This window comes from Methyloversatilis universalis EHg5 (assembly GCF_000378945.1).
GTDB lineage: Bacteria > Pseudomonadota > Gammaproteobacteria > Burkholderiales > Rhodocyclaceae > Methyloversatilis > Methyloversatilis universalis_A.
In genome coordinates this window covers 440190-453346 of record NZ_KB900539.1, presented here as the reverse complement: position 1 = coordinate 453346, position 13157 = coordinate 440190, and the positions used below count along the sequence as shown (strand labels likewise).

The 13157-nt window shown below is 69.0% G+C and carries 14 protein-coding genes; 10 read left to right on the top strand and 4 right to left on the bottom strand.

What is annotated here, in order from left to right; translation table 11 throughout:
• Positions 1–187: 187 nt before the first annotated feature.
• Positions 188–2140, bottom strand: a complete 1953-nt coding sequence (locus METUNV2_RS0102045; RefSeq protein ID WP_018227853.1) for a lytic transglycosylase domain-containing protein — start codon at positions 2138–2140, stop codon at positions 188–190.
• A 42-nt stretch (positions 2141–2182) separates the two neighbouring features.
• Here METUNV2_RS0102045 and METUNV2_RS0102040 point away from each other — a divergent pair, with 42 nt between their 5' ends.
• Positions 2183–2767, top strand: coding sequence for a 5-formyltetrahydrofolate cyclo-ligase (locus tag METUNV2_RS0102040; protein WP_018227852.1), 585 nt, complete (start codon positions 2183–2185; stop codon positions 2765–2767).
• Positions 2768–2879: 112 nt separating this feature from the next.
• Positions 2880–3389: a hypothetical protein gene (locus METUNV2_RS0102035; RefSeq protein WP_018227851.1), complete on the top strand. Its 510-nt coding sequence runs from the start codon at positions 2880–2882 to the stop codon at positions 3387–3389.
• A 71-nt stretch (positions 3390–3460) separates the two neighbouring features.
• On the opposite strand, the gene METUNV2_RS0102030 is transcribed toward METUNV2_RS0102035, so the two are convergent.
• The 3 genes from METUNV2_RS0102030 to ilvA form a co-directional block, all read right to left on the bottom strand.
• Positions 3461–3988, bottom strand: a complete 528-nt coding sequence (locus METUNV2_RS0102030) for an SRPBCC family protein (RefSeq protein ID WP_018227850.1) — start codon at positions 3986–3988, stop codon at positions 3461–3463.
• Between the two features lie 88 nt (positions 3989–4076).
• A complete protein-coding gene (locus METUNV2_RS0102025) occupies positions 4077–5066 on the bottom strand; it encodes a YVTN family beta-propeller repeat protein (RefSeq protein WP_232415586.1) in 990 nt (329 codons plus the stop codon).
• The gene (gene ilvA / locus METUNV2_RS0102020) at positions 5063–6574 is read right to left on the bottom strand and encodes a threonine ammonia-lyase, biosynthetic (RefSeq protein ID WP_026187800.1); all 1512 of its coding nucleotides are present in this window, start codon (positions 6572–6574) and stop codon (positions 5063–5065) included. Before ilvA ends, METUNV2_RS0102025 begins: the two co-directional genes overlap by 4 nt.
• Before the next feature lie 113 nt (positions 6575–6687).
• Here ilvA and METUNV2_RS0102015 point away from each other — a divergent pair, with 113 nt between their 5' ends.
• From METUNV2_RS0102015 to ribBA, 8 genes are read left to right on the top strand one after another with little or no spacing between them, the layout of a single operon-like run.
• Complete coding sequence (locus tag METUNV2_RS0102015) at positions 6688–7095, top strand: YqaA family protein (RefSeq protein WP_018227847.1); 408 nt, start codon at positions 6688–6690, stop codon at positions 7093–7095.
• Positions 7092–8195, top strand: a complete 1104-nt coding sequence (locus tag METUNV2_RS0102010) for a VanZ family protein (protein ID WP_018227846.1) — start codon at positions 7092–7094, stop codon at positions 8193–8195. The genes METUNV2_RS0102015 and METUNV2_RS0102010 overlap by 4 nt, the downstream gene beginning before the upstream one ends.
• A gap of 27 nt (positions 8196–8222) precedes the next feature.
• Entirely contained in the window at positions 8223–8531 is a 309-nt protein-coding gene (locus METUNV2_RS0102005) for a (2Fe-2S) ferredoxin domain-containing protein (RefSeq protein WP_018227845.1), read from the top strand.
• Entirely contained in the window at positions 8531–9196 is a 666-nt protein-coding gene (locus METUNV2_RS0102000) for an alpha/beta hydrolase (protein WP_018227844.1), read from the top strand. Before METUNV2_RS0102005 ends, METUNV2_RS0102000 begins: the two co-directional genes overlap by 1 nt.
• Complete coding sequence (cutA, locus tag METUNV2_RS0101995; protein ID WP_026187799.1) at positions 9193–9540, top strand: divalent-cation tolerance protein CutA; 348 nt, start codon at positions 9193–9195, stop codon at positions 9538–9540. Before METUNV2_RS0102000 ends, cutA begins: the two co-directional genes overlap by 4 nt.
• A complete protein-coding gene (gene dsbD, locus METUNV2_RS0101990; RefSeq protein WP_018227842.1) occupies positions 9534–11381 on the top strand; it encodes a protein-disulfide reductase DsbD in 1848 nt (615 codons plus the stop codon). The genes cutA and dsbD overlap by 7 nt, the downstream gene beginning before the upstream one ends.
• A 41-nt stretch (positions 11382–11422) precedes the next feature.
• The gene (locus METUNV2_RS0101985) at positions 11423–12034 is read left to right on the top strand and encodes a riboflavin synthase (RefSeq protein ID WP_018227841.1); all 612 of its coding nucleotides are present in this window, start codon (positions 11423–11425) and stop codon (positions 12032–12034) included.
• Entirely contained in the window at positions 12031–13119 is a 1089-nt protein-coding gene (ribBA, locus tag METUNV2_RS0101980; RefSeq protein WP_018227840.1) for a bifunctional 3,4-dihydroxy-2-butanone-4-phosphate synthase/GTP cyclohydrolase II, read from the top strand. Before METUNV2_RS0101985 ends, ribBA begins: the two co-directional genes overlap by 4 nt.
• Positions 13120–13157: the final 38 nt, after the last annotated feature.

The window sequence follows — 13157 nt, the reverse complement described above, 5'->3', positions numbered from 1 at the left end:
TGGATGTTGATCGTAAGAAAATTTTTTATTTCTTCTTACGCAAACTCCGTACCAAGGCGACGGCGTTCCGGAAACGGCTTGCCGTCGAGGGATGGCGCTACAGGAATGGAAACCGGTCATCCGCCCGACCGGCCAAAGCGAAAGCCAGCCGATCAGTGCCGGTGGGCGGACTCAGTGGTGCGACAGATCAGATCGGGTCGTCCGGCGACGGACCGGCGCCCGGCTGTATGGTGCCGAGACGTTGCTTGAGGCCAGGCTCTTTCAGGCCGAACACCAGGCTGTACATCACCGCATTGGTCATCACCTTCTTCACGTAGTCGCGGGTTTCGGTGAAGGGGATGGTTTCGGCATAGATGGCGCCTTCGAGCGGTCGTGCCGCGCGCCATTTTTTGGCGCGGCCCGGGCCGGCGTTGTAGCCGGCGCTGGCCAGCACCGGGTGGTCGTCCAGGCTGTCCAGCACCAGCCGCATATAGCTGGTACCCAGCCGCAGATTGGTGTCGGTATCGGCGATCTGCGACGGGTGATAGCCGTTCATGCCGATCTTCTTCGCAACCCACTTGGCGGTGGCCGGCATCACCTGCATCAGCCCCTGAGCACCGGCAGAGGACTTCGCGTTCATGACGAAGCGGCTTTCCTGCCGCATCAGGCCATACACCCAGGTCAGATCGAGGGCGCGGGCATTCACGTGCGGTTCGACCGCCGAGCGCATCGGCGCGATGTAGCGCAAGGCGTAATCGTGCTCAGCCACGGTGCGGTCCGCGGTGGCGATCGCGCGGTCCCACAGCTGCTTGTTCACCGCCAGATGGGCGACCGCGAGCAGCGTGCGGTCGTCCGCTTCGCGGATGGCCCAGTTCCATTCGCGCAGCGCCTCGGTGCGCAGATCGAGCGCGAACAGCTTGAGCGCCCGCTGTATCGGCGGCATCAGTTCTGCGCGCCGGATGTCTTCCGGCGTCGGCTCGGCCGCGGCCGGCGGCAGCGCCGCCTGCTGGCCCAGTTCCTCGCGCGCCAGCAGGCCGTAGAACTGCGGCTGGTCGGCGATGCGGCGGTACTGTTCGCGCGCCTGGTCCACATGCCCGGTCGCCGAGCGGGCGCGGCCGTTCCAGTAGATCCACTCCGGCCGGTCGGCCAGCGCTTCCGGCATGCGGCCGGTGAAGTCACGCACCGCCTTCCAGTTGCCGGCGCGCAGCGCGGCGCGGGTGCACCAGCCGAACACTTCATCGCCGGACAGATCGTCGTCGGCCGAACGGCACCACTGCAGCGCACGCGGGTCGTGCTGCATGCCGCCCTGCCAGCCGAGCTGGCCGAAGGCATAGCCGCGCTCGCGCGGGCTCAGGCGCGCGGCAATCACTTCCAGCGCGCGCTCGGCGGCCCGTACGTCGCTGCGTGCAAGCCGGGCGATGGCCATCAGCGCCAGTTCGCGGCCGCGACGGGTGATCGAGAAATTGGCCGGCTGGCGGTCCAGCCAGCGGGTCGGACTGGCGACGATGTCATCCAGCACCCGGCCCGGGCGGCTGGCCTCGGGCAGCAGATCCAGCAGTGCGCCCGCCTGCCCCGGCCGCTTGGCTTCCATCTGGCGGCGGGCGCGTGCCCACACATCGTCCTCGCTCAGGCGACCGGCATCGAACAGCGCGGCGAAGACCTGCGTGCAGGCCGACGGCGCATCGTCCAAGGTGTCCCACAGCGCACGCGCTTCGGTGGCGGCGGCCGGGTCGCCCAGAACCTGCAGCGCCCGCGCCGCGTGGCAGCGCAGATCATTTTCGGGCGTCGGGTTCTTGGCCGGCAGCTTCGCGTACTCGGTACGGTAGCTGCTCCACTGTTCGTTCTTCGCCAGCAGGCGCAGCCAGTCGCTGCGCAGCCGCTGCGCGATCACGGTGTCGGCATTGCGCTCCAGGAAGATGGCGACGGTATCGGGCGAGGTCCGCTCCAGATCCATCTTCAGCCGGTAGTACTCGACATACGCGGCGAGCGTATGCGACTGCAAACCGGCGGCATGGCGTTCGAAGAGCTGGCGGTTACCGGCGGCAAAGGCGTCGCGCGCGGCGAGAAAGGCGGCATCCTGGGCGGAGGCGGCAGCCGGGAGGAGCAGGCTGGCGCCCAACAGCAGCGCGCGCAGCGGGAAAAGCGGGATTCGTATGGCCATCTGCTAGTGTTTCCGGGTGTGCACGAATGATACCTCTCGCAGATGAATGTTCCCGACGATCGCGCGCGCCGCAAGGCGCTGCGCCTCGAACTGGTCGGCCGCCGGCAGGCCATGGATGCCGCCACGCTTGCGCCGCTACATGCCGCACTGGAAACCCGGGTCGAGGCGCTGCTGGCGCAGCTCGGGCCGGTTTCGGTCGGCTTCACCTGGCCCTACCGCGGCGAATTCGACGCGCTGCCGCTGATGCGCCGCTGGCTGGCCGCCGACCCGGCGCGCTGGGCCGCGCTGCCGGTGGTGGGCGAAAAGGGCCAGCCCATGACCTTCCGCCGCTGGGCGCCGGACACCGTGATGGCGACCGACCGCTACGGCATCCCCTACCCGGCCGACGGCGAAGCGGTGGTGCCGGCGCTGCTGCTCATCCCCTGCAACGGCTTTGACGGCCGGGGCTACCGGCTGGGCTATGGCGCGGGCCACTATGACCGCACGCTGGCCGCCCTCGTGCCGACGCCGGTGGCGGTCGGCGTGGCCATCGAGGACGGCCGGCTGGACGACCTGCAGCCGCAGCCGCATGACCTGCCGATGGACTGGATCGTGACCGAAGCAGACGTCTTCACGTCCCGCCGCTGAAGCGCCGGGCAGGCATGCGCAGGCGGTCTATGCTGGAAGCAGTCCCGACCTGATCGCGCGCCTGCCGTACCCGGGGTGCGCGCCTGCAAGGCCCTGCATGAAGGAGGACGTCATGAAGCGCATCTATTTCCTGGTACCCGGCATCGACACCGCGCGCACCATCGTCAATGACATGCTGGTCGCGCGCATCCCCGAACGACACATCCACGTCCTCGCGCGGCGCGGTACGGCGCTGGATGAACTGCCGGAAGCCAGCATGCTGCAGAAGTCGGACTTCTCGCCGGCAGCGCAGCGCGGACTGGCGCTGGGTGGCGGCGTGGGCATACTGGGTGGCCTGATCGGGCTGGCACTGTCGCCGGGTGCGGCGATGATCGCCGGCGGCGTGCTGCTTGCGTCCGGCCTGGGTGGCGCCGGTGCCGGCGCCTGGGTGGGCGGCATGGTGGGGCTGACCGCGGCCAATTCGCATCTGAAGGCGTTCGCCCAGGCGATAGAGCAGGGGCAGATGCTGGTCATGCTGGACCTGCCGCGCGCCCGCCTCGAAGAAATCACCGAACGGGTGCGCAGCCTGCACCCGCTGGCGATGTCGCACGGCGCCGATCCGGACATTCCGGTCTTCCCCTGAGGCGCACACACCGGACAACGGCGAAAAAAAGCCGGGCCACCGGGCCCGGCTTTTCGTCATGGAGAGACGGCTTACTTCTCCATGATTTTCTTCAGGTTTTCCAGACCGCTCTTGTACACGCCGGACACCGCGGTCAGCGCGGCTTCGTCGTCCTCACCCTTCGGGGGATCGTTGTTCATGTACTTGCGGTAGAAGGCGCCGCGCCATTCGACCACCGAGGTGCCGCCGTCGCCGGCCTTCACCGTGAGGTTGGAACTGTAGTTGGTCACCGGCAGCGCACCGCCGTCCTTGGCACGGTAGGAGAACTTCTTCGCTGCCGGGTCGATGGCTTCCAGCGTCTCGACCAGCTCGCCGCCACCCTTGAGCTTCAGCGTACGCACCGAACCGGCATTGCTGCCATTGGTGGCCGTGCTGCTTTCCACCGCCGGATGCCAGCCCTGCAGCTGGGTGAAGTCGCTCACCTTGGCCCACACCGCGTCCGGGCTGGCCTTGATGGTGACGGTTTCGAAAGCCTTCTGGCGCGTGGGGCCGTGAGCATGGGCGACCGATGCGGCCAGCGACGCGGCCAGCATCATGATGAACGCCGAAACAAAACGCATGGGGTGACTCTCCTCGTTGTCAGAATGGTGCGGCGAACCGCCCGGAAATTGAAAAGGCTTGAAACGATAGCGGCAACGGCGAGCCCGATCAACGGGCTGCCGGCCGGTGGATGAAGCGACCGAATCCGCGCGGATTGCGCCCGAGTTCGATGCTGCCCAGCGACTGCCCGGTCCGCGCGTCGTACACGCCGACCAGATCGTCCATCCAGCTCACGACCAGCAGTTTATCGCCGGCCACCGCCACGCCCTCGGGATAAACGACCGATGGCCAGGTCGCGATGACGCGGCGTGCGGCGGTATCGATCACCGACACGCTGTCGCCCTTCTGGTTGGTGACATAGGCGCGCGCACCGTCTTCCGAAAAGGCGATGCCGTACGGCGCCTTGCCCACCGGCAGCGTCGCGACCACGCGTGCCTGCGCGGTATCGACCACGCTCACGTCGTCGCTCCACACATTGAGCGCATACAGCGTGCGGCCGTCGGCCGACAGTTCGAGCGCGAACGGATGGCTGCCAACCGCGATCGACGCGGTCTGCTTCATCGTTTGAAGGTCCAGCACGCCGACCGCGTTGTCATCCCGGTTGGCGACATAGACGGTACGGCTGTCCGGTGCGGCCACCAGACCGGCCGGCGCATTGCCGACCTCGATCTCGCCCAGCGCGGCGAGGCGGGCAGCGTCGAACACCAGTACCCGGTGCGAGAACCAGTCGGCCACCAGCACGCGGCGCCCGTCCGGCGTGACGGTGATGCCGACCGGGCTGCGACCGGCCTTCATCTCACCAGCCACGGTGCGGGTGGCGAGATCGATGGCGGTGACGCTGGCGCTGTCCGGGCTGCTGATGAAGGCGCGGCCCGCCGCTTCGCTGACCCAGACACCGGCCGGCGACTTGCCGGCCGGCAGCCTGGCCACGATGGCCGAGGCATCGACATCGACCACCGTCACTTCGTGCGAGCCCTGGTTCGTGATGTAGGCCAGCGGCCCTGCCTGCGCCGCGGCGCAGACCAGCACGCCCATGACTCCCGTTGCGCCGGCCAGCCAGCCGGACAGCCGCCGCACCATGCCCGCGGCCCGCCTCATCCGAGGAACAGCTTGTAGGCCGGGTTGGCGGTTTCTTCGGTGTAGTCGTAACCCAGCGTGTCGAGGAAGCGCTGCAGCGCATCTGCATGGCCCGGCGGCACCTGGATGCCCACCAGCACCCGGCCGTAGTCGGCACCGTGGTTGCGGTAGTGGAACAGGCTGATGTTCCAGTCGCGGCTCATCGAATCGAGGAATTTCATCAGCGCGCCCGGGCGCTCCGGGAATTCGAAGCGGAACACCTGCTCATGGCCGACGTCCGGACTGCGGCCGCCGACCATGTAGCGCACGTGCAGCTTGGCCATTTCGTCGTCGGTCAGGTCCAGCGCCGGATAGCCGTTGGCCGCCAGATGGCCGACCAGTTCGGCCGCTTCGGTACGGCCGGACACCTGCACGCCGACGAAGGCATGCGCTTCCTTCGCGTCCTTGTAGCGGTAGTTCAGTTCGGTGATGTTGCGCCGACCGAACAGCGACACCAGTTCGCGGTAGGCGCCCGGACGCTCCGGCAGCGTCACCGCCAGCACCGCCTCGCGCGATTCGCCAATCTCCGCGCGCTCCGCGACGAAGCGCAGGCGGTCGAAGTTCATGTTGGCGCCGCTGGCCACCGCGACCAGGGTCTTGCCCTTCACGTTGTTGCGCGCCGCCCAGGCCTTGGCGCCAGCCACCGCCAGCGCGCCCGCCGGCTCCAGAATGGAGCGGGTGTCCTCGAACACGTCCTTGATTGCGGCGCAGATGGCGTCGGTATCGACCAGCACCATTTCATCCACGTACTGCTGTGCGAGCCGGAAGGTTTCCTCGCCCACCAGCTTGACCGCGGCGCCGTCGGCGAACAGCCCGACGCTGTCTAGCTGTATGCGCTTGCCGGCGGCCAGCGAACGCGCCATCGCGTCGGCGTCCGACGCCTCGACGCCGATGATGCGGGTGTTCGGGCGCAGCCGCTTGATATAGGCCGCGACACCGGCGATCAGACCGCCACCGCCGACGCAGCAGAACACCGCGTCGATCGGCTTCGGATGCTGGCGCAGGATTTCGACGCCTATGGTGCCCTGGCCGGCAATCACGTCCGGATCGTCGAAGGGGTGCACGAAGGTGAGCCCCTGTTCCGCCTCCAGCTTGCGTGCGTGCGCATAAGCCTCGTCATAGGATTCGCCGGCCAGCACCACCTCGCCGCCGCGCGCCGCCACCGCGTCCACCTTGATGCGCGGCGTCGTGGTCGGCATCACGATGACCGCCCGACAGCCCACCTTGGCCGCCGACAGCGCCACGCCCTGGGCGTGATTGCCGGCCGACGCACAGATGACGCCGCGCGCGCGGGCTTCGTCCGACAGCTGGGCGATCTTGTTGTAGGCGCCGCGCAGCTTGAACGAAAACACCGGCTGCATGTCCTCGCGCTTGAACAGCACGGTATTGCCGATGCGCCGCGACAGGTTGGGCGCAGCGTCCAGCGGCGTTTCGACCGCAACGTCGTACACTTGCGCGTTGAGGATTCTTTCGAGGTAGTCGGTTTGCATGATGGGTACGGAATGCGGCCCGCAGCGGCGCGGGTCTGGCCGCTGCGCAAGCCTGCAAGCCTAGCAGCGCGCGCGCGCCGTGGGCAAATGGCGGTCGCCGGCCGGTGCTGAGCATGGACTTCATGCCGGGCGCCGACGCCAGCCTGGCCGGGCTCGCGGCCGCCAGCTTCCTGTCGGCGACCGTGCTGCCCGGCGGTTCGGAAGCGGTGCTGCTGGCGGTGCTTCTCGCCCACCCGGAACAGCGCGATACCGCGCTGCTGCTGGCCACCGCCGGCAATACCGCCGGCGGCATGGTGAGCTACGCGATGGGCCGCTTCATCCCGCGCAAGGAACTGCCGGGCCGGCTGGCGCTGCTGCAGCGGCACGGTACGCCGGCGCTGCTGCTCTCATGGGTGCCGCTGATCGGCGACGCGCTGTGCATCGCCGCCGGCTGGCTGCGGCTGCCGCCGCTGCGCAGCGCCTTCATGATGGCGCTGGGCAAGGGCGCCCGCTATGCCCTCATCGCAGGCATCGTGACATGACCCGACCGCCCCGCCCGGCCTCGCCGCACACCACCCACCTCGCGCGCAATCTGGCGCTGCTGTGGACGCTGCTCATCGCCTACGCCAGCCTGCACCCGATGGGACCGGTGCGCGACGCCGGCGGCGACCTGTTCGGCTTCTTGCTCGCCCCCTGGCCGCGCTACTGGACACGCTTCGACGTGATCGCCAACGCGCTGGGCTATCTGCCGCTCGGCTTCCTGGCGGTGGCGGCGCTGACCCCGGGCCACCGCCGCGCGGCGGCCTTCGGCACGGCGGTGCTGCTGTCCTGCGGGCTGTCGGTGTCGATGGAAGTGCTGCAGCACTTCCTGCCCAGCCGGGTGCCGTCCAATCTGGATGTCGCCTCCAATACCGTCGGCGGCGCGTTCGGCGCGCTGCTGGGCCTGCGCTGGGGGCCTCTGCTCGGCCACGGCGGCCTGCTGGCGCGCTGGCGCACGCGGCGCATCGTGCGCGGCCACATCGGCGAATTCGCGCTGCTGCTGCTGTTCCTGTGGTGGCTGGCGCAGATCGACCCGGACACGCCGCTGTTCGGCCTGGGCGACCTGCGCGGCCTGTTCGGGCTGGAGGCGCCGGTCGATTTCACCGAGCGGCGCTACCGCGCGGTCGAGATCGGCGCCTGCGTGTGCGCCATGGTGAGCGTGGGCGTGATCGGCTGGCACACCATGCGGGCGCGCAGTCTGTGGCTGCTGGGCAGCACCTTCGGCATCGCGCTGGTGGTGAAGGCCGGTTCGGGCGCGGTGCTGGTGCCGGACGGCGGCGCCTGGCTGTGGATGACGCCGGGCGCGCTGGCCGGACTGGCGGCCGGCACGCTGGCGCTGCGCGTCGCGCTGTGGCTGCCGCTGTCGCTGCGCTTCGGCGTCGCTGCGCTGGCGCTGCTGGCCGGTGTGGCCCTGGTCAATCTGGCGCCGGACAACCCCTACCCGTCGGCCGTGTCAGACGCCTGGCGGGCCGGCCACTTCTTCAACTTCAGCGGCCTGACCCGGCTCACGTCGGCGCTGTGGCCCTATTTCGCGCTGCCCTACCTGATGGCTTTGCAACTGAAGGAAAGCCGGGGCCGCCACGCGGCGCACGATCACCGATAATCACGCTTTCACCGGAACCGCACGCTCATGAGTCACTTCAAGCACCACGTATTCTTCTGCTGCAACCAGCGCGCCGAAGGCGAACAGTGCTGCGCCGCGCTCGGCGCCTCGGCGCTGCGCGACTATGCCAAACAGCGGGTCAAGGCGCTGGGTCTGTCCGGCGAAGGCAAAACCCGGGTGAACATGGCCGGCTGTCTGGACCGCTGCGATCAGGGGCCGGTCATGGTGGTCTACCCGGAAGCGGTCTGGTACACCTATGTCGACCGCGAGGACATCGACGAAATCATTGCCGAACACCTGCAGCACGGCCGCGTGGTCGAGCGGCTGAAAGTCTGATGAACGCGCGCATCCAGTCCGACCGCACGGTCATCGCCGGCCCGGTCGGCGGCATCGAAGTGCTGGCCGAGCAGCCGGACCACGCGCCCCGCGCACTGGCGCTGATCGGCCATCCGCACCCGCTGTTCGGCGGCACCATGGAAAACAAGGTGGTGGTGACCGTGGCGCGCGCGCTGCGCGAGCTGGGCTGCGTCACGCTGCGCTCGCAGTTCCGCGGCGTCGGCGCGACCGAAGGCACGCATGACGAAGGCCACGGCGAAACCGACGACCAGCTGGCGGTGATCGAGCATGGCCTGAATGCCTACGGCGACCTGCCGGTCATCGTCGCCGGCTTCTCCTTCGGCGCCTTCGTCGCCACACGCGTGGCCGACCGGCTGGCCGAGAACGGCCGGCCGGTGGCCGGCATGGTGCTGGTCGGCCTGGCCGCCGGCAGCGTCGAGGGCATACGGCACTACGCACCGGGCCCGGTGCGCGAGGACGCGCTGGTGATCCATGGCGAGCGCGATCAGGTCGTGCCGCTCGCCAACGTGCTGGCCTGGGCGGCGCCGCAGAGCCTGCCGGTGTCGGTACTGGGCGACAGCGGCCATTTCTTCCACGGCAAGCTGCATGTGCTGCGCCAGCTGATCGAACGCTGGTGGCGCGCCACCGCACCGGCCGGGCAATGAGCGCCGGCCTGCCCAGCGCGCTGCTGGTACTGACCACGCTGCCCGACGCCGACACCGCGGCGCGCATCGCACGTGCGCTGGTCGAAGGCCGCCACGCCGCCTGCGTCAGCATTGGCGCGCCGGTGCGCTCGGTCTATGTCTGGCAGGGCGCGCTGGAAGACGCCAGCGAAGTGCCGCTGGCGATCAAGACCACCGCCGACGCCTACGCCGGGCTTGAAGCGGCGCTGCGCGCACTGCACCCCTACGACCTGCCGGAAATCATCGCGCTGCCGGTGACGCGCGGCCTGCCGGCCTATCTGCAGTGGGTGGACGCCGGCTGCGGCGGAGCGGACGAACCATGCTGATGCGCATTCTGCTGGTCTGGCTGGCGCTGCTGGCCAGCCCGGCCCTGCGTGCAGGCCCCGAACTGCTGCCGCTGGAACAGGCCTTCAGGCTGTCGGCCCGGGTGATCGACCGCAACACGGTCGAAGTGCGCTTCGACATCGCCGACGGCTATTACCTGTATCGCGACAAGTTCGGTTTCGCGGCCGAACAGGCGGTGCTCGGCGTGCCGGACATCCCGCCGGGCAGCCGCAAGAAGGACGAGATTTTCGGCGAAGTCGAGGTGCACCGCGGCAGCCTGCCAGTACTGCTGCCGCTGACCGCCGCCGGCGGCAGCCCGGTCACGCTCAAGGTCAGTTCCCAGGGCTGTGCCGATGCCGGGGTGTGCTATCCGCCGACCGAACAGACGGTCAGGCTGGATCCGGCCCGGCCGGGCGAGCGGGTGTGGGCGGCGAGCGACCCGGAAGGGCGCGGGCTGCTGGACAGGCTGCGGGCGCAGACGGCAGGCCCTGCCAGCGAAACGCCGCCCGCTGCCTCGAAAGCCGACGTCAGCGGGGCACCGACCGCCGACGACGGCTCGTTCGCCCGCCGCCTGCTCGAAAACGGCCACCCCGCCTGGGTGGTCGCCTGCTTTTTCGGCTTCGGCCTGCTGCTGTGCTTCACCCCCTGCGTGCTGCCCATGGTGCCCATCCTGTCCGGCATCATCGTCGGCCACGGCGCGCAGGTGACACGCGGACGCGCGCTCACGCTGTCGACCGCCTACGTGCTGGGCATGGCGGTGACCTATGCTGCGGTCGGCGTGGCGGCCGGGCTGTCCGGCACGCTGCTGTCGGCCGCGCTGCAGAACGCCTGGGTGCTGGGCGGCTTCGCGCTGCTGTTCGTCGCGCTGGCGCTGTCCATGTTCGGCCTGTACGAACTGCAGCTGCCGACCGCACTGCAGTCGCGGCTGTCCGACAGCGCCAATCACCGCCGCGGCTCGGTCGGCGGGCTGGTCGCGATGGGCGCGCTGTCGGCGCTCATCGTCGGTCCCTGCGTCGCCGCGCCGCTGGCCGGCGCCCTGCTCTACATCGCGCAGACCGGCAATGCCGCGCTCGGCGGTCTGGCGCTGTTCGCCATGGCGCTGGGCATGGGTGCGCCGCTGATCGCGGTCGGTGTCGCCTCGCGTTCGCTGCTGCCGCATACCGGCCCGTGGATGGAGGGCGTAAAGCGCTTCTTCGGCGTGCTGCTGCTGGCCACCGCGATCTGGATCGCCCAGCCGGTGCTGCCCGGCCTGCTGGTGATGCTGGCATGGGCCGCGCTGCTGATCGGCGCCAGCATGCATCTGCACGCGCTCGACCCGCTGCCCGCACACGCGAAGGGGTGGCAGCGGCTGTGGAAGGGCGTGGGCGTGATCGCGCTGCTGGCCGGCGCCAGCATCCTGATCGGTGCTGCTGCCGGGTCGCGCGATCCGCTGCAGCCGCTTTCGGTGCTGCGCAGCGGCGCCGCGGCCGAAGCCGGACCGGCTTTCGAGCCGGTGCGCAGCGTGGCCGAACTGGACGCCCGGCTGGCGGCCAGCACCCGCCCGGTCATGCTGGACATCTACGCCGACTGGTGCGTGAGCTGCCGGGAAATGGAGCGCGACACTTTCGCCCATCCGGCCGTGCGCGCGAAACTGGCCGGTTTCACGCTGCTGAAAGCCGACGTGACCGGCAACGACCCGGCACATCAGGCACTGCTCCAGCGTTTCGGCCTGTACGGACCGCCGGGTACGCTGTTCTTCAGCGCTGGCCGGGAGGTCGAATCGGTGCGCACTGTGGGTTTTGTGCCGCCGGAGCGCTTCGTTGCGACGCTGGACCGCATCGCGGCCGTCAGCAGCGCCCGCTGATCGCGTAAAATCCCGCTTCCTTTCCCCGCATCGACCTTCCCATGTTTTCCGGCATCGTGGCCGCCGTCGGCCGCATCACCCGCATCGACCCGCTTGAACAGGGCGTCCGCCTGACCGTGGACACCGCCGGCCTCGGCCTGGACGACGTCGCGCTCGGTGACTCGATCGCTCACAACGGCGTGTGCCTGACCGTGATCGGCATGGACGGCCGCAACGCGCAGTTCGACGTATCGAAGGAAACGCTGGACTGCACCGTGGGCCTGGATGCGCCGGGCGAAGTGAATCTGGAAAAGGCGCTGCGCCTGTCCGACCGCCTCGGCGGTCATCTGGTCAGCGGCCACGTCGACGGCGTGGGTACGGTGCGCCGCTTCGAGCGCATCGGCGAATCGCACGAACTGGTCATCGTCGCGCCGCAGGCGCTGGGTCGCTACATCGCCCGCAAGGGCTCGATCACGATTCAGGGCGTGAGCCTCACCGTGAATCGCGTAGCCGACGTCGACGACGGCTGCGAATTTTCGATCAACCTGATTCCGCACACGGTACAGGTCACCACGCTCGGCAGCCTGAAGGCAGGCAGCCGGGTCAATCTTGAAATCGACCTCATCGCCCGCTACGCCGAGCGCATGATGTCTGCAGAGGGCACACACAAATGAGCGCACTGGCGCCGGTCAAGGACATCATCGCCGACATCAAGGCAGGCCGCATGGTCATCCTGGTCGACGAGGAAGATCGCGAAAACGAGGGCGACGTGGTGCTCGCCGCCGAATTCGTGACCCCCGAGGCCATCAATTTCATGGTGAAGCACTGCCGCGGTCTGGTCTGCCTGACGCTGACCGAAGAGCGCTGCGCCCAGCTGGGCCTGAAGCAGATGGTGCGCGACAACCGCACCCCGCACGGCACCGCCTTCACCGCATCGATCGAAGCCGCTACCGGCGTCACCACCGGCATTTCGGCCCACGACCGCGCCCGTACCATCCAGGTCGCGGTTGCCCGCAACGCCAAGCCGGAAGACATCGTGATGCCCGGCCACATCTTCCCGCTGCAGGCGCAGAAAGGCGGCGTGCTGATCCGTGCCGGCCACACCGAAGCCGGCTGCGACCTGGCCCAGCTGGCCGGGCTGGAGCCCGCAGGCGTGATCTGCGAAATCCTGAAGGACGACGGCACCATGGCGCGCCTGCCGGACCTGATCGAATTCGCCGCCGAACACGGCCTGAAGATCGGTGCCATCCGCGACCTGATCGCCTACCGCGCCGCCAATGAAGCGCTGGTGCGCGAAGTGTCGAAGCGCGAGGTGAGCAATGCCTACGGCCGCTTCACGCTGCACGGCTTCGAGGACACCACCACCGGCGAAATCCATCTGGCGCTGGTGAAGGGCGACATCACGCCCGAAGTCGAAACCCTGGTGCGGGTGCACGAGCCGATTTCGGTACTCGACTTCCTGGATGCCGGCAACGACCGCCACAGCTTCAGCATCGACCGCGCGATGCAGCTGATCAACGAAGCCGGCAGCGGCGTCATCGTCATGCTGCGCCGGACCGAAACCGACGCCGATCTGCGCGGCCTGCTCACCGACCCGACGGCAGCACCCGCGGTACGCTGGGACGCCCGCACCTTCGGCGTCGGCGCGCAGATCCTGCGCTCGCTGAACGTGCGCAAGATGCGGCTGCTCGCCAGCCCGCGCAAGATTCCCAGCATGGCCGGCTTCGATCTCGAACTGACCGGCTACCTGCAAGACTGAGATGTTGGCCCCCACGCTCACTCCGTTCGCTGCCCCCC

What these genes read in the sequence shown, in the direction of transcription:
- METUNV2_RS0102010 (WP_018227846.1), top strand. Translation starts at nt 7,092, where the DNA reads ATGACCCGACCGCCCCGCCCGGCCTCGCCGCACACCACCCACCTCGCG.
- METUNV2_RS0102025 (WP_232415586.1), bottom strand. Translation starts at nt 5,066, where the DNA reads ATGAGGCGGGCCGCGGGCATGGTGCGGCGGCTGTCCGGCTGGCTGGCC.
- METUNV2_RS0101985 (WP_018227841.1), top strand. Translation starts at nt 11,423, where the DNA reads ATGTTTTCCGGCATCGTGGCCGCCGTCGGCCGCATCACCCGCATCGAC.
- METUNV2_RS0102030 (WP_018227850.1), bottom strand. Translation starts at nt 3,988, where the DNA reads ATGCGTTTTGTTTCGGCGTTCATCATGATGCTGGCCGCGTCGCTGGCC.
- cutA (WP_026187799.1), top strand. Translation starts at nt 9,193, where the DNA reads ATGAGCGCCGGCCTGCCCAGCGCGCTGCTGGTACTGACCACGCTGCCC.
- METUNV2_RS0102005 (WP_018227845.1), top strand. Translation starts at nt 8,223, where the DNA reads ATGAGTCACTTCAAGCACCACGTATTCTTCTGCTGCAACCAGCGCGCC.
- ilvA (WP_026187800.1), bottom strand. Translation starts at nt 6,574, where the DNA reads ATGCAAACCGACTACCTCGAAAGAATCCTCAACGCGCAAGTGTACGAC.
- ribBA (WP_018227840.1), top strand. Translation starts at nt 12,031, where the DNA reads ATGAGCGCACTGGCGCCGGTCAAGGACATCATCGCCGACATCAAGGCA.
- METUNV2_RS0102015 (WP_018227847.1), top strand. Translation starts at nt 6,688, where the DNA reads ATGGACTTCATGCCGGGCGCCGACGCCAGCCTGGCCGGGCTCGCGGCC.
- METUNV2_RS0102040 (WP_018227852.1), top strand. Translation starts at nt 2,183, where the DNA reads ATGAATGTTCCCGACGATCGCGCGCGCCGCAAGGCGCTGCGCCTCGAA.
- METUNV2_RS0102000 (WP_018227844.1), top strand. Translation starts at nt 8,531, where the DNA reads ATGAACGCGCGCATCCAGTCCGACCGCACGGTCATCGCCGGCCCGGTC.
- METUNV2_RS0102045 (WP_018227853.1), bottom strand. Translation starts at nt 2,140, where the DNA reads ATGGCCATACGAATCCCGCTTTTCCCGCTGCGCGCGCTGCTGTTGGGC.
- dsbD (WP_018227842.1), top strand. Translation starts at nt 9,534, where the DNA reads ATGCTGATGCGCATTCTGCTGGTCTGGCTGGCGCTGCTGGCCAGCCCG.
- METUNV2_RS0102035 (WP_018227851.1), top strand. Translation starts at nt 2,880, where the DNA reads ATGAAGCGCATCTATTTCCTGGTACCCGGCATCGACACCGCGCGCACC.